The organism is Paenibacillus sp. ACRRY, assembly GCF_022346995.1.
Classification (GTDB): domain Bacteria; phylum Bacillota; class Bacilli; order Paenibacillales; family Paenibacillaceae; genus Paenibacillus.
Map to the genome: position 1 here is coordinate 1 of NZ_JAKRNM010000013.1, position 25203 is coordinate 25203.

26 protein-coding genes, 1 rRNA gene and 1 riboswitch are annotated in these 25203 nt (G+C 47.7%); of the genes, 5 read left to right on the forward strand and 22 right to left on the reverse strand.

The genetic code is table 11. The features are described 5' to 3' along the window. The 17 genes from MH144_RS26850 to MH144_RS26930 all read right to left on the reverse strand — a co-directional run. Positions 1 to 64: ribosomal RNA gene (locus MH144_RS26850) — 16S ribosomal RNA — on the reverse strand; the annotation flags it as partial. Between the two features lie 525 nt (positions 65 to 589). Further along, a complete protein-coding gene (locus tag MH144_RS26855) occupies positions 590 to 1807 on the reverse strand; it encodes a TraB/GumN family protein (RefSeq protein WP_239305324.1) in 1218 nt (405 codons plus the stop codon). Positions 1808 to 1942: 135 nt separating this feature from the next. Next, positions 1943 to 2125: a hypothetical protein gene (locus tag MH144_RS26860; protein WP_239305325.1), complete on the reverse strand. Its 183-nt coding sequence runs from the start codon at positions 2123 to 2125 to the stop codon at positions 1943 to 1945. A gap of 81 nt (positions 2126 to 2206) precedes the next feature. After that, positions 2207 to 3505, reverse strand: coding sequence for an ABC transporter permease (locus tag MH144_RS26865; RefSeq protein WP_239305326.1), 1299 nt, complete (start codon positions 3503 to 3505; stop codon positions 2207 to 2209). After that, complete coding sequence (locus MH144_RS26870) at positions 3498 to 4400, reverse strand: ABC transporter ATP-binding protein (RefSeq protein ID WP_239305394.1); 903 nt, start codon at positions 4398 to 4400, stop codon at positions 3498 to 3500. The genes MH144_RS26865 and MH144_RS26870 overlap by 8 nt, the downstream gene beginning before the upstream one ends. A gap of 20 nt (positions 4401 to 4420) precedes the next feature. Then, positions 4421 to 5314, reverse strand: a complete 894-nt coding sequence (locus MH144_RS26875; RefSeq protein ID WP_239305327.1) for an ATP-binding cassette domain-containing protein — start codon at positions 5312 to 5314, stop codon at positions 4421 to 4423. Positions 5315 to 5327: 13 nt separating this feature from the next. Further along, a complete protein-coding gene (locus MH144_RS26880; protein ID WP_239305328.1) occupies positions 5328 to 5720 on the reverse strand; it encodes a GntR family transcriptional regulator in 393 nt (130 codons plus the stop codon). A gap of 87 nt (positions 5721 to 5807) precedes the next feature. Beyond that, positions 5808 to 6521 carry a hypothetical protein gene (locus MH144_RS26885; RefSeq protein ID WP_239305329.1) on the reverse strand — a complete coding sequence of 238 codons (714 nt, stop codon included), beginning with the start codon at positions 6519 to 6521 and terminating at the stop codon, positions 5808 to 5810. A 343-nt stretch (positions 6522 to 6864) separates the two neighbouring features. Further along, positions 6865 to 7236 (reverse strand): hypothetical protein, encoded by a 372-nt coding sequence (locus MH144_RS26890; RefSeq protein WP_239305330.1) that lies wholly within the window; start codon positions 7234 to 7236, stop codon positions 6865 to 6867. Between the two features lie 112 nt (positions 7237 to 7348). After that, a complete protein-coding gene (locus tag MH144_RS26895; protein WP_239305331.1) occupies positions 7349 to 7813 on the reverse strand; it encodes a DUF420 domain-containing protein in 465 nt (154 codons plus the stop codon). 36 nt (positions 7814 to 7849) lie between these two features. Continuing rightward, positions 7850 to 8770, reverse strand: coding sequence for a cytochrome c oxidase assembly factor CtaG (gene ctaG / locus MH144_RS26900; protein ID WP_239305332.1), 921 nt, complete (start codon positions 8768 to 8770; stop codon positions 7850 to 7852). 106 nt (positions 8771 to 8876) lie between these two features. Further along, positions 8877 to 9197, reverse strand: a complete 321-nt coding sequence (locus MH144_RS26905; protein WP_095291893.1) for a cytochrome C oxidase subunit IV family protein — start codon at positions 9195 to 9197, stop codon at positions 8877 to 8879. 3 nt (positions 9198 to 9200) lie between these two features. Beyond that, complete coding sequence (locus MH144_RS26910; RefSeq protein ID WP_095291892.1) at positions 9201 to 9827, reverse strand: cytochrome (ubi)quinol oxidase subunit III; 627 nt, start codon at positions 9825 to 9827, stop codon at positions 9201 to 9203. Further along, positions 9824 to 11674, reverse strand: coding sequence for a cytochrome c oxidase subunit I (gene ctaD, locus MH144_RS26915; protein WP_239305395.1), 1851 nt, complete (start codon positions 11672 to 11674; stop codon positions 9824 to 9826). The genes MH144_RS26910 and ctaD overlap by 4 nt, the downstream gene beginning before the upstream one ends. A gap of 71 nt (positions 11675 to 11745) precedes the next feature. Next, complete coding sequence (gene coxB, locus MH144_RS26920; RefSeq protein WP_095291889.1) at positions 11746 to 12798, reverse strand: cytochrome c oxidase subunit II; 1053 nt, start codon at positions 12796 to 12798, stop codon at positions 11746 to 11748. A 584-nt stretch (positions 12799 to 13382) separates the two neighbouring features. Next, the gene (gene map / locus MH144_RS26925; RefSeq protein WP_239305333.1) at positions 13383 to 14144 is read right to left on the reverse strand and encodes a type I methionyl aminopeptidase; all 762 of its coding nucleotides are present in this window, start codon (positions 14142 to 14144) and stop codon (positions 13383 to 13385) included. Positions 14145 to 14335: 191 nt separating this feature from the next. Next, a complete protein-coding gene (locus tag MH144_RS26930) occupies positions 14336 to 14524 on the reverse strand; it encodes a hypothetical protein (protein ID WP_017690840.1) in 189 nt (62 codons plus the stop codon). Positions 14525 to 14921: 397 nt separating this feature from the next. On the opposite strand from MH144_RS26930, the gene MH144_RS26935 reads away from it, so the two are divergent. Together MH144_RS26935 and MH144_RS26940 are read left to right on the forward strand one after the other, a co-directional pair. Continuing rightward, complete coding sequence (locus MH144_RS26935) at positions 14922 to 15203, forward strand: transposase (RefSeq protein ID WP_239305334.1); 282 nt, start codon at positions 14922 to 14924, stop codon at positions 15201 to 15203. A 243-nt stretch (positions 15204 to 15446) separates the two neighbouring features. Next, positions 15447 to 15785 carry a DUF4870 domain-containing protein gene (locus MH144_RS26940; protein WP_095291885.1) on the forward strand — a complete coding sequence of 113 codons (339 nt, stop codon included), beginning with the start codon at positions 15447 to 15449 and terminating at the stop codon, positions 15783 to 15785. A 192-nt stretch (positions 15786 to 15977) separates the two neighbouring features. Here the strand turns inward: MH144_RS26940 and MH144_RS26945 are convergent, their stop codons facing one another. Together MH144_RS26945 and MH144_RS26950 are read right to left on the reverse strand one after the other, a co-directional pair. Continuing rightward, positions 15978 to 17339, reverse strand: a complete 1362-nt coding sequence (locus MH144_RS26945) for a nucleobase:cation symporter-2 family protein (RefSeq protein ID WP_239305335.1) — start codon at positions 17337 to 17339, stop codon at positions 15978 to 15980. A gap of 1 nt (position 17340) precedes the next feature. Continuing rightward, positions 17341 to 17928, reverse strand: a complete 588-nt coding sequence (locus MH144_RS26950) for a xanthine phosphoribosyltransferase (protein WP_239305336.1) — start codon at positions 17926 to 17928, stop codon at positions 17341 to 17343. A gap of 250 nt (positions 17929 to 18178) precedes the next feature. Further along, positions 18179 to 18278: riboswitch (purine riboswitch) on the reverse strand. Between the two features lie 244 nt (positions 18279 to 18522). Here MH144_RS26950 and mscL point away from each other — a divergent pair. Continuing rightward, positions 18523 to 19017, forward strand: a complete 495-nt coding sequence (mscL, locus tag MH144_RS26955) for a large conductance mechanosensitive channel protein MscL (protein WP_183525444.1) — start codon at positions 18523 to 18525, stop codon at positions 19015 to 19017. 151 nt (positions 19018 to 19168) lie between these two features. Here the strand turns inward: mscL and MH144_RS26960 are convergent, their stop codons facing one another. Next, positions 19169 to 19471, reverse strand: coding sequence for a hypothetical protein (locus MH144_RS26960; RefSeq protein WP_239305337.1), 303 nt, complete (start codon positions 19469 to 19471; stop codon positions 19169 to 19171). A gap of 80 nt (positions 19472 to 19551) precedes the next feature. Here MH144_RS26960 and MH144_RS26965 point away from each other — a divergent pair, with 80 nt between their 5' ends. Next, complete coding sequence (locus MH144_RS26965) at positions 19552 to 20211, forward strand: NUDIX hydrolase (RefSeq protein WP_239305338.1); 660 nt, start codon at positions 19552 to 19554, stop codon at positions 20209 to 20211. A gap of 251 nt (positions 20212 to 20462) precedes the next feature. Here MH144_RS26965 and MH144_RS26970 read toward each other — a convergent pair whose 3' ends face one another. Together MH144_RS26970 and MH144_RS26975 are read right to left on the reverse strand one after the other, a co-directional pair. After that, complete coding sequence (locus MH144_RS26970; protein ID WP_239305339.1) at positions 20463 to 21260, reverse strand: TrmB family transcriptional regulator; 798 nt, start codon at positions 21258 to 21260, stop codon at positions 20463 to 20465. Positions 21261 to 21327: 67 nt separating this feature from the next. Next, positions 21328 to 22122 (reverse strand): zinc ribbon domain-containing protein, encoded by a 795-nt coding sequence (locus MH144_RS26975; protein ID WP_239305340.1) that lies wholly within the window; start codon positions 22120 to 22122, stop codon positions 21328 to 21330. Positions 22123 to 22460: 338 nt separating this feature from the next. On the opposite strand from MH144_RS26975, the gene MH144_RS26980 reads away from it, so the two are divergent. Beyond that, the gene (locus tag MH144_RS26980) at positions 22461 to 25037 is read left to right on the forward strand and encodes a UvrD-helicase domain-containing protein (RefSeq protein WP_239305341.1); all 2577 of its coding nucleotides are present in this window, start codon (positions 22461 to 22463) and stop codon (positions 25035 to 25037) included. The last annotated feature ends 166 nt before the right edge of the window (positions 25038 to 25203 follow it).

Below are 25203 nucleotides of genomic sequence, written 5' to 3' on the forward strand. Positions count from 1 at the left end.
CGACTTGCATGTATTAGGCATGCCGCCAGCGTTCGTCCTGAGCCAGGATCAAACTCTCCAATAAAGTATTGAAAAGAGCGATTAGCTCATTTTGAATCTGACGAGATTAAAAATCTCATTTCGCTTCGAAATCATACAGTCAAATGACTTGTACTAATTTCTCAGCTTTTCGATCTTACAAGTAAGATCGTTACTCACTCGTTGTTCAGTTTTCAAAGATCAAACGTTGTTTGCTTCCGAATGTTGTTCTCTTCAGCAACTCTTATATATTATCATGTCCGAACCAATTTAGCAAGCATTTTTTTCAAGTTTCTTTCGAAGCTTTTCAGTTCGCTTACCGCACCGTGTATCTCGTGTTTTCTTGGCCGGAAAATTAATATATCATATATCACAATATCTTGTAAAGTGTTTTATAAAAATAAATTGTATATCTAGATATCCTAATGTTTTTCAAAGCTCCACATTTTTCAACACCTTGGACACGAGTATATATAAGCCCTCTATATATTTTGTCTTTCTTCTATATATAGAAAACACCCCTCTGCTTCTACTCAGAATTGAGAGGGGTGTATCCAGTAAAGATATAATGTTATTTACGTTCTACAGTATAACCCTTATCTTCAAGCAGCTTCACGATGCCGTGTTCACCCAGATAGTGGGCAGCACCTACAACGATAAAGTACTCCTCTTTCTTATCACTCTTCAGGTATCCATCAATCTTGTCAGCCATGCCAATGTTACGGTCGATCAGCATTGCTTTGTTGTACTCCTCGTTATCAGAGAAGTTATTGGTCAGATCAAGCAACTGCTCATCATTACCCGTTTTCCACATCTCGGCCATTTGGTTCACACTATCATCAAGAACATCGTAGTTGTCTAAAGTTGCTTTCAACGTTTCCTCTTGCAGCTCTTTGGAGAAGTCGTTAAACATGCCCAGTTGGGACTCGTACGATTCCAGCTCGATAATAGGCAGTTTACTCTCAATGGCCTTTTGGATGAAATACAAATCCACACCCGCGGAAGCTTCATATCCAGCCGTCACCGACTTCAGGCTAGCAAGCGTACTCTCTGCAACCCAAGGCTTGAATGCGTCCAGCGCATTAGGCTCCAGTCCGTTTTTCTTCAGGATATCCCCCAGCTTGGTATACGTTTCACTTGAAACATGATCCTTCAGCGTTGTTCCATCCTGGTAAGATCCCAGATCCAGAATCAGCTTCTGTTGTGCCTCATCAGCCGCTTTGCTAATGTCGATCTCGACGCCCAGGTAATCCGCTTCAGCAAAAGCTTCCTCAAATTCCTCGCGCAATGGGTAGAAGCTATCGTCAGCAATATGCATGGAGCCTACCAGATATACCGTGTTCCCGTTGCTCTCCACTTCCCACATGAAGCCTCGCCCACCTGTTTGTGCTACCGTTTCTGCTCCCTTGGAGACAAGCAAAACGGTACGCGTCTTCGCATCCCAGTTTACTTCATAACCTGCAGCGTCCCCAACAATACGAATCGGTGCATAGGTTACACCATTAATGCGTGTAAGCTTGCTTTTGAGTGTAATCGTTTTGCCGTTCACCACAGCCGTAATTGTATCATCTGTCGCAGTTGTCAACTTCACGTCCATTGCATCAAGTGTGGAGCGAAGGGGAACCAATGTTGTTCCCTTGTTATTAATTGGCGCCCCTACAGTGTACTCTACTGCCTGGTCATTGACTTTAACGGAAGTCTCTTGAGGTGCAGCCATGGCCGGTGCCGCTGAAGCGAGCAAACCAACCGAGATGGTGAGTGACAGGAGCATGCGTTTCCAGTTTTTCATATTATGTATTCTCCTTTAGATATATAGTAGGGTAAATCTATCAGTTCAAAGAATGAACATACATCATTATTACGATAATAGACTGAGAGGGGTTCCACCTTTTTCCTGAGATGGCTCCCTTCTCCCTTTTAATAGTTACTTCTTACTTCCAGCCATCCACAGCCCAGCAACAGCAAGAACAGCTCCGGCACCCATCAGAACACCCTGCACAGCATCCTTTATGGAAGATCCTTCTGCACTTACTAACGATCCTAGCAAAAGTACGGCTGCACCAACACTTAACATCATGAATGATTTTGAATCTATGCTTTTGATCATACTCAACGCCTCCAGTGATATATTATTAAGTTGGACTATTTCTTTTCTAAAGCAGTAGTAGTTAGTAGTAATTAAATTGATTTAAATTTTGTAAGCTCTCATCGCCTTGAACAATTCCTTGAAGGTTGGACGCTTACCATACATCAACACACCCGTGCGATAAATCTTGGCAGCCAGCCAGCCGAAGATAAAGATCGATATGACCAGAATGGCCAAAGACACTAGTATCTCCCATGTTGGAGCAACCCCTGCCCCGATTCGCACCAAGATGGCTGTAGGTGAGGTGAACGGTATGAAGCTAGCAACTTTTAATAACAGAATGTTCGGTGTTGCGATACTGAAGATCGCAATGTAGAAGGAAACCAATGAAAGCATCGTAATCGGCAGCACCGCTTGACCCAGCTCTTCCGTACGGCTAACCATCGAACCAATCGCAGCAAACATCACCGCATACAGGAAGTAACCAAGGATGTAGAAGATTAATCCGTATACAATAACGGCAATATTTACATCACTCAGGTTCAAACTAAAATCACTCAGGACATCACGGTTGTGAGGAAGCAGCACATTCCCTGCGATCACCGCACCGAAAATACCGATCTGAAGCATACCTACCATAAATATACCGATGATCTTACCAAACATCTGACTCAGTGGAGACACGCTGGTAATCAAAATCTCCATAATACGGGAACTCTTCTCCGCCGTGATTTCGGATGCGATCATATTACCTGTCATCATCGTAGATGTGAACAGGAGGATGATCAGCAGGTATACCACAATGTAGTTGATCGGGCTCATGCCATTCTCAGACCCCGCAGCAGCTCCCGCTTCTTCAGTGCTCAAGCTTTGTTCGCTTATTTTAACAGGTGTATTAATCAGTTCCTTTTGCTCAGCTGAAAGTACGTCCTTCACGACGACATCCAGCTTCACACTTTGCAGCGCAGCTTCTATAGAAGCAATAATCTGAGGGGACACCTCTTCTGTTGAATACAGGATCGGCTGTGGGAACTCCTGTCCTTGGGCCGCTTCAAGCTTCAGATACCCATCAATAAGTCCGGATTCTGCATCTGCTTTCAACGCAGCTTCATCTTTAGTACCATCAGCTATGAATCGGTAGGTTTGATCTCCTTGTGCGGACGAGAACTTCTCCAGCTTCTCCGATACTTCTGGCTGTCCCGCACTCAGAAGCCCAATGTTTACAGGGTTGCTTCCTGCAGCTCCGCCGCCGATTGATCCACCGTTAAATAAGGTAATGAAATAAGGTACATTAAGTCCAATTGAAATTAAAAGTGCAAGTACAATGGTCGTAACTACAAATGATTTCGTTTTGACTTTGTTTTTGAACGTAAATCCGATGATCGTTCCCATTTTATTCATTCGACTCACCCACCTCACGAATAAAGATTTGGTTAAGCGTTGGTTCTTTGATCTCAAAATGCTCTACAGTAGTCTGATTCATTGCGTGCTTCAAAATCTCCTGGGCAGCCTCAACCTGTGCAATATGAATAAGATATCCACGCTCGTTCCGCTCCACCTTATTTACACCGGCCAATCGATCCAAACCGTCCACATTGCCAGTGGTATTCAGGAAAACCTGTTCACGCGGATAGCGATTCTTGATCTCCTTGATCTCTCCCTGAACTACGGTATTGGAGCGATGTAGAATTGTTATCTGACGACAAAGTTCTTCAACATGCTCCATGCGATGTGTCGAGAACAGAATAGCTGTTCCTTCATCACGCAATTCCTTAACAGTGGATTTGAGTAGCTCTACGTTTACTGGATCTAAGCCGCTGAACGCCTCATCAAGAATAAGAATCTGAGGACGGTGCACCACCGCAGCGATAAAGCCCATCTTTTGCTGGTTACCCTTCGATAACTCCTCAATCTTTTTGTCGTAATACTCAGGGACCTCGAATCGATCGAGCCAGTATCTTAAGCTTTTGTCTGCATCCTTGCCATTCATGCCGCGAAGGCGAGCCAAATAATTGATCTGGTCACTGACCTTTACCTTGGGATACAGTCCGCGTTCTTCCGGAAGATAACCCATGATCTGCTGCAACTCAGTATTATAAGGCTTTCCGTTATATCTTATCTCTCCATTATCGGGATGAATCAGACCAAGTACCATGCGCATCGTTGTTGTTTTACCCGCACCATTGGCACCCAGCAATCCATAGATTTCCCCTTCTTCCACATTAAGCGTAACACCGTTAACAGCCGTCTTATCTGCATATTGCTTGACTACCTGCTTCAGTTCCAATCTGTTCATCATCTATCATCCTCCTTCGTTTATCTCCACAGTGTCGGAGTGTACCCTGCAATCCAGTATTGCAGCACTTCGTCCAGTTCCAGGTTTCGGATTTTCATGATGCGGTTACCCGCAAGCTCCAGCCTCTCCTGCGCTTCAACTACCCGGGTCGTAATCACTCGAATGGCTCCAGCCTCCTGCTTCGACTCAACAGCCCCCGGTATACTCTCAGGTCTTAGATCGCCTTCGTACCAGATTTCTCTCCATTGATCGAGCACGACATCCTTTTCCGCCATTCCAAGTGATTGGCCCCGGTGCATCAGTACAATGTAATCAGCCAGACGCTTCACTTCATCTGCAATATGTGTTGCTATTAAAATGGTGGTATCCCCTTCCGCCATGAAATTGCGGAACTGCTCCACCATGACCTTCCAGGCAAATGGATCAAGCCCAGAAGAGGGTTCATCTAGCAGGAGCAATCTCGGCCGTGCAGCAAGGGCTGCCGCTATTTCGAATTTGCGCCGTTCTCCTTTGGACAACTTCTTCAGTTTCACATCATAGGGAACATCCATATCATCCATTAGCTGGTTGAAAAGCTTAGCATCCCAACGGGTGTACCAATGTGCTCGGAATCTGGCAGCTTCAACAGCGGTTATATTGTCTTCTTCCGAACCTCCACCGTCTGCAACAAAGCCAATATGCTCTCTCAGCTCTGTAGGAAGTTCACCTTCGTGGTGCTGTCCGAACCAAACGATCTGACCGGAATCCGGTAGTACAACCCGCTGAAGCATATTCAGCAGTGTGCTTTTTCCGGAACCGTTATGTCCCAATATGGCGACCACGTATCCCTCCGGAATGGCGAGATCAATAGGGCCAATGATTCTACGTTTGCGTATCTTGGATACCCCGTTTAGCTGAACCGCTATTGGTTCCATGTTTGGTCACCCCTTATTTCGGATAGTAGATCGACTGCAAGATCTCTTGAAACAATCGTGCCATTTCCTCTTCACTGCACCCAACGGATTTACCGGACTGCACGGCTGCCTGCAGTGCTTCTTTTGCTGCTGTCAATTTGTAGTTCTCCCGATCTCCTGCCTCAACCTTGGCTACAAACGTCCCCGTACCCTGCTTTGTTCGAAGCAAGCCTTCATTCTCCAGATCCTGGTAAACCCGGCGAACAGTAATCACGCTGCAATTCAACGATCCTGCAAATTCGCGAATGGACGGCAAATGCGTTCGCTCCCCCAATTGACCCGTTATAATTAAAGATCTTAGCTGGTTTTCAATTTGGTGATATAAAGGTTCAGCACTGTTTTCATTAATTTGAATCGGTATATTCAAGCCCTGCACCTCACCCTCGCGTACACTTCAGTTCACTTGCACGATAGTGCTGGTCATCCTCGATGTCGTTCTATATTTGACTTACCATTAACTTAAATCCCGCTTCGATAACTTCCTTAGTGTTAAGCGACTAAGCAACCATAACACCGCAAATCCCAATATTAGCGATCCCCACATAAATGGTGATAACAACCCCCAGGTTTTGCTGATTTCTGTGGCATATTGCAATCCGTTTCCACCCATGATTCGAATGAAAATCGCAATAAGGACAATTACGGGTACAAACAGCATGCTGATTAACAAATACTTTTTGCCCGTGTGCAAAAATTCTCCAAAGATATAGAACCCTGTAATTAGTACCCCATATCCTGTACACGTTAGCGCAAAGGCTAGATATTGATCCCATCGGAACCCTTCCAAATGCATCACGGAGACATACAACGCGCCATAGTAGAATATGCCATTATAGATGAAGGCCAGCAACGCCTGCTGAATTCGTCCCCACATCACAGTCTCTGCCGAGATCGGAAGTCTGCGATAGTAGGTCAGCATCTGGGTATAAGAATCTTCCTGTATGTAGCGGAAAGAACGTCTAGAGAAGATAAATCCCTGAAATGGAATCATAAGCAAGAAGTAGGAATCGGAAATGATGTTAAGCGCACTTTCCTCCCTCTGTCCATATAACATGACACCACCCATAGCTCCAACATAGATCATAAACATTGCAGACCATAACCATTGATACCGATCCTTGCTCCATTCACTGCGGGTTAGCCACCAAGCCTGCTTCCAATCATTCATAACATTGCCTGCCTTTCCATCTCACGTTTTACTGCGCAAGCTGTGTTCACTGTGTTTACTGTATATATCAATATACACAGTATACAGACCTCTAGTTCATACCGTCAACCCTTTTTTTCCTGAATCAGGGATTTAACAGGAATTTATTCCCTTGCATACTGAGTGATACAGCATAAAAGGCAGATTACTGCAGTGATCACTACGATTGTTCACCGACTGCTTAGAGCTGATCATGATCATGTGCAGGCAAAAAAAGAGAGCTGACTCCGATATTGTGCGAACACAAATCGGAATCAACTCTTTCAATTTTCCGGCACCTGTATGCAGAAGAGGTCAAACACATTTACACCAAATTGTAGCCGCTTGGCAAAGTACGATTACTGCGGATGGCACGAATTTCGGCCAGTGTCAGCCGTTGATTGGTGGAGATCAGGGATTCCACATCATTTCCGCGAATCAGATCATCGAGATCTCTCAGGTTGGTATTGCCACGATACACGCGGAATCCACCCTGAAAGTTTGGTCTCGTAAACACAACCAGCGTTGCATTGGAACTTGTCGAGAAAAAGCGCAGGCTCTCTACCCCATCCAGAATGTTGTCCAGATTGCGCAGACCCGTGTTACCACGGAAAATCCGGCTTCTCCCTCTGTAGTTCTCTTCTGAATACACCGTGAGACGTGGATACGTTTGACTGACTTGGACTGTTTTTTTCACTTGTTGTTTCCCCCTCTCGATCTCATTCTATGTAAAGATGAGAGAGAAGGTATGGACGATTGAACGAATCCATTCATCCATTTTCATATTTTCAAAGAATCCGGGTCAAATTCTACACCCCAAGGATGGCTTCCCAAACGGGGCGTGTATGTCCGCCAGGGTAAAGGAGATACAAAAGTACGTATACTATGACGCCTGTCAGTGCACTGCTGAACCAGATCATGGATGTAAATCGCCCCCAGCGACGATGTGTAGCAAATTTCTTCTTAAATCCCAGCACCAGGGTAGAGATACCGAAGACCGCAGCTGCTGTGGCGAGAATAATATGAAAGATCAGAAAGATCCGATAGAATATCTCCATCTCCGGATCACCGCCCCAAGCGGTATTTCCAACAAATATCGTCCGGGACATGTAGATGATAAAGAAAAGCAGAGCCGCGACAGCTCCGGCGACCATCATGGACTGATGAGCCTCCTTTTTGCCACGAACGATTAACACCCAACCGACCCCAACCAGTACAGCGCTAATCACAATGAAAGAAGTACTGATCGTAGGTAGCAAAAAATGCATATCCATCGTGTGTTCCCCCTCTTGTCTGAACATAACTAAGGCTTATTTCGCAGGATTAAGTGGTCCACCTGAACGTTCTACAGGATACGGATCATCATCATCTTCGCGTTTTTCCTTTCGGTACCATTGAAAAAAAACATAAGCCAGCATGGATACGAAGATGCCCTCCTGAATAAACTTCATCAAAATACCACCCACCTGCTGATCCTCTTTGGCGGAAGACAGGAAGTTAAAGAAACCTGGACCTCCGAATGTACGCAATATTGCCGAGGAGTCCCCTGACACACAATATCTCATCGCTTCCGCCCATACGGCAGGATTGCTATACGTTGCATATAATGGCTCGGACGCAAAAATAATCAGGCCGCAGGCCGGTGTTAACAGCACCATATTGAGAAAGATGAATCCAATCTTCGACAGTCCTGACGCCTGTCTTGCCTCCGGCAGCGGATTGAGAAGTGTCCACCACATGAGCATAGAGGTAATAAAGAGAACCAAGTAATACAGTCGGTGAACCGTAAAATTCAGCATGACATAATCATGGACAACGGGCAGATGATACAGCGAAAATAAACCATTAAAGAGTAATGCGGCAACAATCGGATGAGCTAAAAAGGATAACTGCCGCGCTGGCAGCCACTGAATGATCTTTCGCCACACCCAGAGGGGCAGCCCTTTCATCAATAAAGGTGGAGCAACCAGATAAGAAAGAGCCATGCTTACCATGTGAAAGCTGAACATGACGTGTCCGAGCAAATTAAATGGCCCAGCCTGAGCAAGATAGAACACAGCCAGACCCGTAATAAACATGATTTTCTGTGCAGCGGTAGCAGGTTCTGCATCAGTAACCCTTTCACTTAACGGACCTACGATAAACAGATACACAGCTGCAATGAGTAAAAATAACGCAAGAATGAAGGGACTCCATAAATCATTGAAACTAAAGTATTGCAACCCGAGCATACGGGAAACCTCCCGGTGACCTGATTTGGTTGTAGCCTTAAACCATCTTTCTATTCCATCGCCTAAAAGGGGAAAAGACGGCGGCACTGCGCCGCCGCCATCTCATTTACCACCAAACCCAATAGAGTGCCATGATGATGCACGTGAATGCTACGAAAAATCCAAAAGCCATAAACAGAATGGGCATCAGATGGCCTTTATCCTTCATGTGCATCCAGTACCCAAGCTGGACAAACACCTGAAGAATGGCCATAACCACCAAAAGGATGATGGTAAACGACGTATTGACGCCCCCTGCCTTAACGGCTGCAAACGCAATGAGTGTCAGGATGATGGAGAATATAAACACAACGACATGCTTCTGCGGTCCTTCTGTCCGGTGACGATGTTTCACAGGTTGTTGATCACTCTTATCCTGTACCGACATGTGTTAACCCACCTTTCCGAGCAGGTAGACGACCGTAAAGATAAACACCCAGACCACGTCAATAAAGTGCCAGTACATTGCGGAGACGTATACCTTTGGTGCAGTTACGACCGTTAATCCTTTTCTGAACAGCTGCCCGATAATAAGTCCGATCCACAGAATACCGAATGCAACGTGGGCTCCATGGAATCCAACCAGCGTATAAAAAGCGGAGCTGAATGCACTGGTGGTCATCCCGAACTCTTTGTGAACCACATATTCATAGAATTCATAAATCTCAATACCTAGGAACCCAAGACCCAGCACTACTGTGATTCCGAGCCAAAGTGCCAATGCACTTCGGTTGCCCCGATGCATGGCCTGGATCGCAAATACACTTGTAAGACTGCTGACGAGGAGTATGAAGGTCGCTGCTGCCACAAGCGGCAGATGGAACAGTTCATTCGCCGATGGCCCTTCGTTTGTCTGGCCACGAAGCGCCAGGAAGGTTGCGAAGAGTGTACCGAACAATACCGTCTCGCCGCCAAGGAACAACCAGAAGCCAATGAGCTTATTGCGTCCCTCCAGCGTTGCTTTCTCCGGTTCATGCGGCAATTGGCCACTTACCGGTTCGGCATGTGAAGTTGTCATGTTCTAACCCCCTTCTCATCCTGATCCTCGGGCTCAATATGCCAGCCATGGTCATCATAAAGTGAACGCAGTGCCATCGCCCCGAATGTAATCAGAAGACCGATGATAACCACAATATAATTGTTGAAAAGTCCGTTCATAAAAGCATTTCCAAAGTCGTCTTTGCTGAACATCAGGCCCAGACCGGCAATGAAAATACCCACAGACATGACAAACGGCAGCGGAGTCGCAGATGGCATATGAATCGAACCTACCGGTTCAGCAGGAGTCATCTCCGTGTGTCCTGCCATCTTTTCCTTCCAATATGCATCAATTCCGCGAACAAGCGGAGTCTGCTTGAAGTTGTATTCCGGCGGTGGAGACGGGATGGACCATTCCAACGTACGGCCATCTTCCCATGGATCATTTGGTGCATTCACCGGTTTTCTTGTCGTGATTACGATGTTCACAAGGAACATAATCACCCCGACACCCATCAGGAATGCTCCAACGGAGCTGACCAGGTTAAGCAGGTCAAAATCCTGGTTCGGCAAGTATGTAACGATCCGGCGCTGCATCCCCATAAGGCCCAGAAAATGCTGAACGAAGAACGTTAATTGGAATCCGATCATGAATGTCCAGAATGTCCATTTCCCAAGTGTTTCGCTCAAAATGCGACCGAACATCTTCGGCCACCAGTAATGCAGGCCCGAGAACAATCCAAGAACCAAGCCACCAACGATAACGTAGTGGAAATGGGCTACGACAAAGTACGTATCATGGAACTGGAAATCGGCTGGTGCAGATGCGAGCATGACACCTGTGACACCACCCATGACGAAAGTTGGAACAAATCCTACAGCAAACAGGTTCGCAGCCGTAAAGCGGATCTGTCCACCCCACATTGTAAAGAGCCAGTTAAAGATTTTGATCCCTGTCGGTACGGCAATCAACATGGTTGAGATCGAAAAGAGTGCGTTGGCCACATTGCCGAGACCCGTTGTAAACATGTGGTGTGCCCATACCATGAATCCCAGGAAGGCAATCAGGATGGTTGCAAACACCATGGAACTGTAACCAAACAATCTTTTACGAGCAAAGGTCGGAATAACTTCCGAGATAATTCCAAACGCCGGCAAGATGAGTATGTACACTTCCGGATGTCCGAAGATCCAGAAAATGTGCTGCCAGAGTACCGGGTTACCACCATTTGCAACATCGAAGAAGTTGGCTCCCAGAATACGGTCAAATGTCAACAGTACTAATCCTACCGTGATGGCAGGGAATGCAAAAAGGATAATGGCTGAAGTAATAAATGTCGTCCATGTAAACATCGGCATCCGCATATAGGACATGCCGGGTGCACGCATCGTAATGATCGTAGCGAGAAAGTTAATGCCGCCGATGAGTGTTCCGAGACCAGCTATCTGCAGACCGATCGTATAGAAATCCACACCATGGGTTCCGCTGTACTCACTACTGGAGAGCGGCGTGTACGACGTCCAACCTGCATCGGGCGCCCCGCCCATGATCCAGCTCAGGTTGAGCAGCAGTCCGCCAAACAGGAACGTCCAGAACCCTAGTGCATTAATAAATGGAAAGGCGACGTCCCGTGCACCAATCTGCAAAGGAACAACAGCGTTCATGATGGCAAATATGATTGGCATGACACCAAGGAAGATCATTGTTGTTCCGTGCATCGTAATCAATTCGTTGAAGACCTGAGCCGACACAAAATCATTCATCGGTTTCATCAGCTGAATCCGGATTAAAATGGCTTCAATCCCGCCGATTCCGAAGAACAATCCACCTGCTATTAAATACAAAATGGCAATCTTTTTGTGATCGACGGTGGTGATCCAATCCATCAAGCCCCTGTACCGCTTGACGCTATGAGCATGAGCCAAGGTAGTGCACCCCCTTCTTCGTCCTTGCTGTTCTATTCATAGTCCAATTTGTAGTTGGCTAGATATTCGGCAATTCCGTCGATTTCTTCATCCGTAAGTCCAAGATCTTTGGGATTAGGCATCGTATTGCCTGGCTTCACGGATTGTGGATCATGGAGCCATTCTTTCATGTTATCCAGCACCGGATTGCCTTCTTCCTGGCCCTCACGCTGGTTCAGCAAAATACCTGCGACAGCTTCCTTGCCGCCGATTCCTGTGAGATTCGGGGCAACAGGTCCACCCTGATCGCCAACGGCGTGGCAAGACAGGCAGTTCGTTTTGAACTTTTCAGCAAGCTGTGTATCCTCCGGCAGCACTGCCGGTGCCTTCATCTCATTGACCCATCTGTCAAAGGATTCCTGGCTGACTGCTTTCACTTTGAATTCCATAAAGGCATGCGACCTTCCGCATAGCTCCGCACATTTCCCGCGGTAAACGCCTTCATTAGGTGCTGAGAAACTAAATCTGTTCACTGTTCCATCCGGGTTTGTGTCCATTTTGCCCGCAAGAGACGGCACCCAGAAGGAGTGAAGCACGTCCGCGGTTTTCAATTCGAATGCGATTTTTTTGCCGGTCGGGATGATAAGATCTTGAGAGGTGGTGACATCATATTGAGGATAAGTGAATTCCCACCAATACTGATGCGAGGTAACTTTGACCTGAATTGCATTTTTGTCCTTGGACAAGTCTTCGCCTTGAGCAAAGATCGTCTGAACTGTCGGTACAGCCAGTACAATAACCAACAATAGCGGAATGGCTGTCCAAATCACTTCCAGCTTGAAATTGCCTTCAACCTGTTCGGGAACTTCATTCTGCCCGGCACGCCTGCGAAACCGGATCAGCACGTACGCAGCAATGGCAAATACAATGATGAGCACGACGATCATAATCGCAATGGACAGCTTCATCAGATCATATTGGCCTTGTGCCACAGGACCCTGAGGTTTCATTACCGACAAGTCTTCCCGCCCGCATGCGGATAGCAGCAAAGAGAACACCGCCAGCAAGGGGAGAATTCGCTTTGCAACCTGCCACTGTTTCATCATTGATCTACCCCACTTTTTTAACATTTTCGTAGACTACCGTTATCGTTCGAAGTTTAGCCTGATTAGGTCGCTTCAGCCCGATCCGCATAATCCTGTCCGTCATACAGAACGCTTCCAAAAATAACGCTTCCAGAACCCCCATCATTTCCTCCAAAGGGCATGTCTGCGCATTCTTCCAATTCATTCTATATGGTTCAATCACTTATTAAATATAAGTTGAGGGTATGATTTTGTCAATCTTTGGACACATGTTCACAAATTGTTCACTTATGTAAAAAAACCGCACCACAACTTAGTTTGAAAACGATTTCAGTTATAAATGTAAACCTCTTAATTTGAAAATATTTGCCATATTTCGGTGATTTATCGTGCATTTTCAGTGACTTTTCTCACGTATAAAACATGCAGTATTATGCAAAAGGATAAGGGCTTTTCTCAGCTTCCTTTTTTTCCAGCTTCTACAGGGTCAAATCCTACGCTCTGTTCTAATTCGCATCGATGAACTGGCTTTGGCGTCTGACCCTGCATTTTAGCTTCACTCCTAAACGATCATCTGAACAAACCTAATCCTCCTGTCAAAGAACCTACGTTCCATCGGTTAGTATAAGCGGTCCATCTCGGGTTATCGCGATCGTATGTTCATACTGGACTCCCCATGATCCGTCGACCGTCCGGACAGTCCATCCATCTTCATCCCAGAACACGGCTCCTGAACTGCCTCTTGTAAATATGGGCTCGATTGTAATAACCATGCCTTCCGTAAGCATCATGCCCGTCCTGCGTTTACCATAAGGCAGTACATTGGGTGGTTCATGAATATACTGACCAATCCCATGACCGATGAGCGGCTTTACTATACCATACCGGTACAATCTTGCAGTTCGTTCAATCGCGTTGCCGATATCCCCCAGTGTATTTCCTGGCACAGCTTGTGCTATAGCCCGGTGGAGAGCCCTTTCTGTGCGTTTCATCAGCTTGCGAATGGATCTGCGTTGTTCACCAATTCCGTAAGTCCAAGCAGAGTCAGCAAGCCAGCCATCCTTGTTTACCACCATATCAATGGTCACAACATCCCCTGCAGCCAATTCCCGGTCATCCGGGAAGCCGTGACAGACAACTTCATTCACTGAAGCACAAGTCGCATACGGATAGCCTTTATATCCCTTTTGCTCCGGAGTGGCCCCTCGTTCGGCCAGAAATGCCTCTACCCGTCTGTCGATCTCACCTGTGGTTATACCAGGGGTAAGCCATTGTTCAATATGCTCGTGGCAGCTTCGCAGAATCCGGCCTGCTTCCCGCATGTAGTCAATCTCTTCTCTCGTTTTCAAAATAGGGTCCACATGCATTCATCCTTCCTGCCTATGTGTACTTCCATGTATATGCAGAAGGGATGCTCTACAGCCCAAAAGTGATGCAATGCTTCATATCCTTTCATTTACAAGTAAATCTCAGGACAGCAAAAAAAACCGTCTGCCGGAGCATATCGCCCGGGAGACGGTTCTATTCATATCGGAACAGTATAATTCAATGATGTGTTTCAGGACACGGAAGAATCCATCTTGACAAGCTCGTGCTCGACCACAGAAGTCAATTCTTCCTCATATCCACCCGTAATCCGGTATTTTCTCACGTACTCCTTCACGAATTTTTTTGGATCCTTAGGACGGAAAATCCGAGTCATTTCCCTCAAACTTTCTTTGACCTCATTGTGACCTTTCGTTGCCATTGTAATTCCCTCCCAAAACGTTGAAAGTGAATGCTCCGTTTAGAGAACGCCGAATAAGTCTTAAATGCCATCCATGAAGTTGTGTGCGCGGCTTAAAGCAAGCTTTAGGTCGGGAACCTCGCTGAAAGCAAGTACCTGACACTATAAATACCCGATATGATTCGGTTTGAATCATAATCTTATTGTATCATATTCGGGAGTTTGTTACGACTTGACGATTTTACTTATTATTTATAACGGTTTTTACGCCCAAAAAGTTTAATCCCGAATCATATTTATGAATTAGAACATTCTGTACGGAATTAATTCTATCCAGCATAACACGGAACTATTCGGGGGATATTATCACGGACAACTCGTACAGTTAAATTACTGGTATCAAAGGAGGCGCTGTTTCATGGACCGCGAAGAACAGGATATGCTGCCCCTTTCGCATGAAAAGGTGGAAGTCGACGGAGTTTACATCAATGAAGCAGGTCGGGAGGAACATCTGCACCGTGGTCAACATTTCCCGGCTGATCCGGTTCTGGGCAAATCGGAATGGAAGCTGACGGAGTTCATGTTTGAGAATCATCACGAAGGCCGTACGGACGAACGTCTGGTACCCAAAGAGAACGATACCGATAAAATCGGTAAAGTTACCCACCCACGTAAAAACTTTCAACGAAAAGATCTTTAGATTCGTTTAAGCCTGTAGAATATCTCGCAAACATGACTGGGGCACATCACGCCATACCTATGGCTGGTGCGCCCTTGTTTTCTATATAAGTACCTTGTATGGGACTAACCCGGTTTTGTTCCTACGCCACTCTTATGTTTTCATGCATTATGCGTTTTCTGGTAACATTCGTTGCTAAACCCGGTTCAGTTCTGTCCACCTTCTTCATAACGTATAGAAAAAGGACAAAGGAGGCTGGGCCGGATGTCCCCCATGAAATCCTCAAGCGGTCTGGATGAGAATATCGCCGGCATGCTCTGTTATCTGTTTACCTTTGTAGGTGGAATCGTCTTCCTGGCAGTGGAGAAACGCAGCCGGTTTGTGCTGTTTCACGCTCTTCAATCCGTCACGGTCTTTGGCATTATCATGATCGGCCATGTTTTGTCGGCATTTCTGCCTCTATTTGGACCTCTGGTCGCATCCTTGTTATCGCTGCTGGGAGTCGTCGTCTGGATTATCATGGTTGTCACCAGCTTGCAGGGAAAATGGCTGAAGCTGCCTTGGGTAGGGGACTTTGCAGAAAAACAGATGAGACATCTGTAGCATTTACTCCCAAAACAAAACAAAAAACATCCGAATCACTGCTCTCATGCAGCGATCCGGATGTTTAGGTGGTATATCATTTATTCGATGAATCAATCATGCCATTAACTTCATTCATTCATCACGTGACTTATTCATCTTGTGAGTTAACATAGCATCCATTCCGGATACCACTTATCCACATCTACATATTTAAGCTGATTTCTCCGTCTCTCCAAGAATTACATCGGCCTGCTTCTCAGCCATTTTCGCAGCTGTCGCCTTTGTACCGAGGCCATTAAACAGCAAATTCATAAAGATGGCAGTGAAGCTGCCGGCAATGATTCCGTTACCCAGCATAATCTGTGCCCAGTCCGGTGCACCCGCGAACAGCTCAGGTACAACCGTAACACCTAAGCCCATGCCTACGGAACAAGCGATGATAAACAGGTTCTCATGCCGATTGAGATCGACCTGGCTGCCAATGATGCGAATACCGGATGAAACGACCATCCCGAACAGCGCAACCATCGCTCCGCCCAGTACAGAACCAGGTACAAGCTGTGCAAGTGCAGCAATTTTCGGTACGAATCCGATCACAACCAGCAGTCCGCCTGCTACCACGATGACATCCCGAGTTTTAACACGGGTCATCTGTACAAGCCCTACATTTTGTGAATAGGTGGTATATGGGAACGAGTTAAAAATCCCTCCAAGCACGATTGCGAGCCCTTCCGCTCGATAACCCCGGGCCAAATCCTTGGAGGACAGATCCTTGTCCAATATTTTGCCAAGAGCCATAAATACACCTGTCGATTCAGCTACGCTCACAATGGCCACCAGGATCATCGTGAGTATTGGAACAATCTCAAACGTTGGCGTGCCGAAGTAAAATGGCTTCACCATATGGAACCAGCTTGCTTCACGAATCGGGGCAAAATTAACCTCACCCATAAATCCGGCTGCTACCGTACCGGCAAGAAGACCGACCAGAACGGCGATTGAACGGATAAATCCTTTCGTGAAACGAGTCATAAGAATAATAAACACCAATACGCCGAAGCCGAGTAATAGATTCGTCCCGCTCCCGAAGTCTTCCGAACCCTGACCGCCTCCCAGATCTCTGAATGCTACAGGAATCAGTGTCAGACCAATAATGGTCACGACTGAACCTGTCACAACCGGTGGAAACAGACGGATCAGTTTACCGAATAGCCCCGAGAACAACACTACAAAAATCCCTGACGCGATGACCGCCCCGTAAATGGCAGACACCCCGCTGTTCAGACCAATCAAGATCATTGGAGATACCGCTTGGAATGCACAGCCGAGCATAACCGGCAGCCCAACCCCGAAGAAACGATTACCCCATACCTGCAGCAGGGTTGCCACACCGCAAGCGAGCAGGTCAATGGCAATCAGATACGTCAGTTGTTCCTGGGTGAAGCCGAGTGCCTTACTAACAATAAGTGGTACAACTACCGCTCCCGCGTACATCGCAAGGACATGCTGCAGACCAAGCGAGAACGTTTTGATGGGATGCCGGTGCCGCTGGAAGATTCGCTCGCGTGCCATATTAGTTCGAGCCCTCCTCATCCGCAAATGTGACCTGTCCATCCGACAGGGCCCCAATGCGAACCAGCGATTCCACCCGGTATCCAGCTTCTTGCAGCAAGCGGCCTCCAGGCTGGAATGCCTTCTCTATGACGATCCCGATACCGACCACTTCAGCACCGACCTGCTCAACGATGCGCGCCAGACCAAAGGCCGCCTCACCATTCGCCAGAAAATCATCAATGATCAGCACACGATCACCAGGCTTCATGAACTTCTTGGCTACCGTAATTTCATTCGTTTCCTGCTTCGTGAATGAGTACACCTTCTCAACCAGAATGTCTTCTGTGAGTGTGAGTGACTTCTGCTTCCGTGCAAAAATCAGCGGCACATTCAGTTCCAGTGCAGTCATGATCCCCGGTGCAATCCCGGACGATTCAATGGTAAGCACCCGCGTAATGTTCTCTCCTTCAAAGCGGCGGATGAATTCCTTGCCCACTTCCTTCATGAGAACCGGGTCCATCTGGTGATTCAGGAATGAATCCACTTTGAGTACTTGCTCGGACAGGACGATTCCTTCCTGTCTCACTTTGTCTTTTAACAATTGCATCGTGATTCTTCCCCCTGTGTGCCCTCTATACAGCCAGCCAGCATGTCCATCTCCGATGGCGAAAAAGCAAAAAGCCCGCCTTTTCACACGCTGCGGAAAAACCGGAGACGGGAAAAGACGGACTTGTACTTATCAGGACAAGCCGTATCAAATACTGCATGCACGCATGGATATAATGGACATCCATATATGGGGAACCCCTTAGACTTAGACCTTCAGTCATTGTCTGAAAAGCTTGCCCAACCATAGCGATCATGCAGATCTTTCCCGTAGTCCGATCATTCCGGTGATCGGGTAGAGACATGCAGGCCTATTCCTGCACATATACGAGTAACGGCATATTAAATTCATTTTGGCTCCAAGATTCGTTACAATATATGATCGCGAACCTGAATATAAAAGTGTAAACGTAACTGACAATGTTAGAAGTATACCGAATCGGCGGCATGAAATAAAGAAGTATTTTCATGGAAATTGTGAAAACATGTCTTAATCTGTAGACAGGGGGGTGATTGGAGCGTGTTTTTTTTGTACAATATGATAACGGATGCGCGGCATAAACTATGAATTTATTGGTTAAAGGAGATTGCAGAGATGAAAGGCATACTGAAGGAATTTAAGGAATTCGCCGTACGCGGCAACGTAATCGACCTGGCAGTCGGTGTCATCATCGGGGCCGCTTTTGGTAAAATCGTCACGTCCCTCGTGAATGATATCATCATGCCCCCTGTCGGGAAGCTGCTTGGAGGCATCGATTTCAGTCAGAAAATTTTTAATCTGGATGGGGATATGAGGACCGCCAGCGGAGAGAAAATTACAACATTGGCTCAAGCCAATGAGGCAGGCGCTACAGTCATCGCTTATGGTCAATTTATCAACATACTCATTGATTTCCTGATTGTTGCATTTTGCATTTTCATGCTCGTCAAGGGCGTCAATTATATTAAAAGCAAAGAGCACAAAAAGCCCGAGCCGAAAAAAACAACCAAGGCTTGCAAGTACTGTTTATCCGAAATACCGGCTGCTGCTACCCGCTGTTCACACTGCACTTCAGAGCTGGAGGCAGAAGGCAGCGGCGCTCCCGCATAATCAACAGGTTCATTCCTGTTTACACCCTTTTTATGTAAGGAAACCGCTCCGACATGAAAGGTCTCACCCTAGAGGTGGGGCCTTTTTTAAATTATGACCAAGCAAATGAATGCTGCTGAAACTTACACTATCTCATAACATTCCTTATGGACTAGAATCGGCGTGGTAGCAAATGCTCCAGAATCGACTTCAGATCTTTATCTTCCTTGTATACTTCTTCCCCGGTATCGAGTTCAGTTACCCGAATATATTCAAAGTTTGCCGAAGCATCTACGGGTTTAAACAGCAATTGTGCTTCATCTTCGAGGCGTACATTGAATCCCATATCCTTAAACATGGTCGTTAGCTGATGGCTCGCTGGTTCCTGACCTTGCCCGACAAATATAAGTCCTCTTAGACTTTTACGTTCCTGTGGTTGCGGATAGATAACTTGAAAGTGTACAATGCATTCCATACGTTCGTTCCCCTTTCATTTGAAAAAGCACTTTGTGAAATTTTGAACTTTAAAACTTGCTATATAAGGAGATACGTATCATGACCCCTGAACGTTTCGACATTTATGATGATCAGCAAAATTGGATTGGCACGGAGCTTCGCAGTGTGGTGCACGCCAAAGGCTATTGGCACCGTTCATTCCATTGCTGGATCGTGCGTGATGACGTTGATCAGCGGATGGTTCTTTTTCAGCGTCGCCGTGATATTAAGGATACCTTCCCGGGTTGTTACGACATTACGGCAGCAGGACATCTCACTGCGGGTGAGCAGCTTGAGGAGGCAAGTCGTGAACTGGAGGAAGAACTGGGCGTACATGCTCCATTTGAATCCCTGTCTTACCTGCTCACTGCCAAGCAGCAGCTGCAAGGCGAAGTTAGAGGTGTACCATTCATGGACCGGGAATTCAGCTCGGTATACGGCCTATGTCTAAACCAGCCACTCGAGGCCTACACCCTGCAGGCCAGTGAAGTACACAGCCTATATGAGGCACCTCTGCATGATCTGCTCGCCTTGTTTCGTGGTGAAACGGATGCGATCCAGGCCACTGGAGTATATGCGGAACAGATTTCTAACGCAGATCCTTCTTCTCCCATTCCGGAACGTCATACTCGCACAATCCATGCTTCCGAGTTCGTCCCCCATGGGACAGCGTATTACACTGGTGTACTCGAAGCTCTATATGACGTGCCTAAAGGCTGATTTCAGGATCTACTCAAAATCGGGTTCTGTACTTATAACTCCAGTTTCTCAAAATTGGTATGACTTCATACCTTAACTCTAACTCAACAGGGCAACGATGCCGTGATGAACATCACTGATTTACTTCAAAACGCAAAACAGGCGACTGCCTTAAGGCAGCGCCTGCTCTGTTTCAACATAGATTAAAATCTCAAAATATCGTTCTGTTCCAGCTTGTTCATGGCAGATGCCTCAGTACCTTTGGCCTAAACTTAATCTCCTGCCGCAGGGACCGACCAATAACGTGCGGACAGCTGTTCAAAACGGCGTCCATAGCGGGACTCCAGTTCCTCGCCCATATCCTGTTCCAGTTCGTACAGTACCAATTCCTGTGCAAAATGATTCAGCAGCAAATCTGTCATGACTGGATGTTCTGTTACAACAGCCTGAGTTGCACAGGATTCCCCGCGCATCCCCAGCATGCACCAGCGCCGATCAACGACAATGGAGAACTTTCTTCCATTTCCTTTACCGTACAGAGGATGGCCAGGCCAAGGTGCAGGCTGATCCAATATCCCCTCGCCACCATCACATGACCATAACAGCCTAACTCCACGATCCTCTGCCTTTTTCAGGAGATCATGCAGCAATTCGGCTTCCTCACGCCAAATGTCCACGACAATCTCATGCTTGGCCTCGGCCAGTTCTCGGCTAAGGTTATCGAATACGTTTTTGTCACCTTCGATATTGTAAAAGACCGGTTTCTCCGGTTCATGCTGTGGCATGCTGCTCTGTACATAATCAAGAGAAGCACGCATCTGTCCGGAGATCATTTGAGTCATCTCCTCGGGCTTCAGTACACTGTACTTCGCAGGTTCTCCGGCACTGCAGCGCAGAAATCCGCGTTGAGAGAGCCGCTGCAGGGTGGAATACACATTGGAACGGGACACGCCCAGGCGCTTCGCAACCTCATAGCCGGAGGCTGAGCCTTGGCGCGCGAGTTCCACCATAATTTTGGATTCCATCTCGGTGAACCCAAGATGATTCAGATGATGCAGCAGTTGGTCCATATTCCCGTCCCCCCATGCTGTCAGCAACCACACTGCCCTATCTTACTGCGGCAGTAGTCCTACTGCATCAGATCTGTTCCGCACCACAGCGTGGGCACCATTTGGAGCCTTTGGGCAGCTCGGATGCACAAATCTGGCATTTCACCATCTCCCGTGGTACTTCAGTCTGTACGTCAACCGTGTTTACGATCGGGTTATTCTCTTTCCAGTAACGGATACGCTCATCAAGTTCCTGCTGCCGTTCCCGTTCACGCAGCATTTCTTCTTCCCGGCGGCGCTCCCACTCTGCATCAAACGCTTCCTTCTCTTCCTGGGTAAACTCCGCACTGTTGAATTCGGATTCGGTCTCCAGATCTGCGATGGACGGAATTACCGTGTGATACGGCTCGTCTTCATCCACTTCATCTTGAATCGTTGTTGTGTCCTCATAGAAAGGGCGTTCCGCACTTTGAGCCACAGCCGCTTCTTGCCGCACAGATGCCGGACCTGGAGTAGATGCTGCAGACTTGAATTCACCCAGCTTACGTCCGCATTTCGGACAGAAGTTGGCATCCAGTGAAGCAACGTGGCCACATTCGCACAACCGCTCATTTTTGAGTTCGGCAATTTTGCTGCGCAAACCATCAATCTCATCCTGCAGTTCGTCGCACAGGTGTGACAGATCAACCATTTCTTTTTCGGCGCGCGTCATATCCTGTGCACGGTAACCCTCATAGAAGATGCGACCCATATCTGTAAAATGGACTTCCTGTTCCTGCTGCAAGCCCACGATTTGATTGTTTATTTTCCCAATCTCGACAGCATGCTGTGCACGCTCCGTTGCTTTGTTCGCTCCGTTCTTGATTCGTTGAAGCAATTTCATGACATCTCCTCCTCTGTCCCGTCAGACGTTGAACCCTTCGGGTTCAACTGCAATTTGTTCTTTAAATTTTCAATTTTCATAGTATATAACTTATACGATATCATGCCAAAAAGTTGCGCATACGCGCGTGAGTGCCCGTTTTCTGCCGATGCTGGATGAATTCGGGGCTTTCGTCAGGACCATACGTTCGGGTATAATGAAGCTTTGGCCCGTCATAACCGCCGATTTAGGCGACTAACTCTATCATACCAATTTACATTGTGATTGTGAAAAGGGCAAATGGTTTACTTTTAAGCGGGATAGTCCTATCCCTGAATGCATACAGAGGTGGATGAAATATGTTAAGTCCGAACTCAACGTTCTACGCCCGTCCGCTCGGTGTCACTCCGGCGGCATCCCTGCCCCAGTCCCCGTCGGCTCCGCTGGAGACCAGCCGGCAGCTCGTGGGCGATGATCATCAGGATGCACCTTATTTCCGCTCACTGGAAGAGGCAGGCATCCGTCTGAACGGGCCACAAATATCAGCCGTCCGTCACGGTAAAGGTCCCCTGCTGACACTCGCCGGAGCCGGGTGCGGCAAAACGACCGTACTGGCGGCCAGAGCCGGTTACCTCATGGAAGTCAGCGGCGTTCATGCAGGCAGTATATTGCTCGTGACTTTTACTAACAAGGCCGCTGCCGAGATGAAAGACCGGATCGCATCACTGCCAGGTATTCGTCCTGCAGCCGCACGAGCGGTACAGGCTCGCACATTCCATTCCTTCTCCCTGACACTGCTGCGTCATTACGGCGTACAGGAAGAGATCTTTGGGGAACCACGTGCACAGCATACTGTTATCAAAATGCTTCTGCGGCAATACGGCATGAGTGAGGCCTTCCAACCGGAAAGCCTGTTGTCCATGCTGTCTGCATGGAAGATGCAGGGCTCCGAAACGACCGACCTTCCTGAAAAATCGCAGGAGGAACGTGATGCCAAACGGGTCCTTCTTGGTTACGAGAACTGGAAACGAGAACGGAACAAGATGGATTTTGACGATATCTTGCTGCGGGCTGCAGCCCTGCTTCGTGATCCGGCCGTGCTGAAGCCACTTCAGCAGCGTTTTCAGTACATTATGGTGGATGAGTTCCAGGATACGAATAAGCTGCAATATGAAATTGTGCAAAAGCTCGCTTCATCCCATCGCAACCTGATGGTTGTGGGTGACGACGACCAGACCATCTATACGTTCAATGGAGCACGCCAGGAATCCATTCTTGAATTCGATAAAGTATACCCTGGCGCACGCATCGTGACGCTGGATATTAATTACCGCAGTGATGCACGCATCCTTGGACTTGGCAGTGAACTGGTCGCCCGCAACAAGCGAAGACGGGATAAGCGGCTGCGTGCAGCCGGACATCGCGGAGACGCACCGCGCTTTGCCACACCTTCGAACGCGGAGGAGGAAGCAGCGTGGGTGGTGAACCAGCTCTGTCAGCAGGTTGAGGAAGGGCTGCACACTTATCGCGATATTGCGATCCTGCACCGAACAGCCAGCAGCAGCCGGGCCGTATTTGAACAGCTGGTATTAAAAGATGTGCCGTTTGTTCAGCATGGGGCTTCCCCGGTATTCTATGACCAGTCCCTCATCAGGCCCCTGATGGATCATATGCGCCTCTCCCTGGATCCACGCGCTGTAGATGCTCTTCCAAGTGCACTTGGACCGCTCTACGTATCCCGTGATGCCGGGCTGGAGTGGATTCAGCGCAGCGAACAGCAGCAAGCCAAAAAGTATCCGCTGATCCATCTGGCCAAATGGGACAAGCTTAAGCCCTTCCAGCAGGAACAGGTCAAGGAACGCATCAAGCTGATCAAATCGCTGCACAAAATGAAACCGGTCATCGCCATCCAGGAGATGCGTCGCCAGTTCTACGACAAATATATGGAAAGCGGCGATCCCAGCATCTTCACCCACTACAAGGAAACGATGCTGGAGACACTGGACGAATTCGAAGCCGCAGCCAAAAAGTTTGAAACGGTACAAGAGTTTATAGAGTTTGCCGATGAACTCTCCCGCAGACACCGTGAGATGGAGTCCCTGCGCCGCTCCCAGGACAGCGATGCAGTGCAGCTGATGACCATACACCGGGCCAAGGGACTTGAATTCCCATGTGTATACTGGATCGGTGCCAGCGAAGGCATTGTGCCTCACAGTACAGCTCTGCGGCAGGATATCCCTGAAGATCAAAAGGCAGCTCTTGCAGTTCAACAGACGGATGCGGAGCTGGATATGGCTCTGGAAGAAGAACGGCGGCTCGCTTATGTAGCGATTACTAGGGCGAAAAAGTACTTATACGTCACTTCACCGGCCAGTCATCACGGGAAACCGGCAGACGTATCCCGCTTTTTGCTCGAAGCCTTCGGGCTGGAGGTTCCAGACAAACGTAAAGAGCGCGATGACAGTCGGACAGGCCATTCAGCTTCATATGGGAAAGGGAATGGACCATATGCCCGCTCTGGTACTCGGTCCGAGGGCCGAGATGTGGTACATCGTCGTGCAATCAGCTACAGTGATCGTGACCATGACGTCCACAATGAACGTGACGAGGATCGCCTCAGTGAACGTCGTGGCAGCGGACAAATTCGTAACCATAAGGCGTTCAGCACGACAGGTGTTCGTCAGGCAAGCCAGGTTGCCTCAGCTTCATCCGGTTCAGGAACATCGTCCTCAGGACGTTCTGAACGCACAGAGACGGTAGCGATCTGGAAATGCAGTTCATCTACCTGTAAGGCGTGGCTTCGTCAGAAACCCGCCGTACCTTCTGCAAAAAAAGCCAAACAAGCAGCATCCGGACCGCCGCCGTGCCCCCTGTGTTCAGGATCCATGGAAGCTGGAACACGCGAGGTGCCTGTAACTGGACGGGCAGGGCGATAAGCAGTACGAGAATGAAGTCTATATAGAATGCCAGATTGGCGGCGCAGCCTATCCTCAATGGTTTATTGATGGATAGGTTTTTTTATGTAATAACGTTTACTGTAGACGGGATTGATTTTTTCGAACAGGGTCGGTTGGAAGGCAAAGGCACTGGATGGGGAATCGT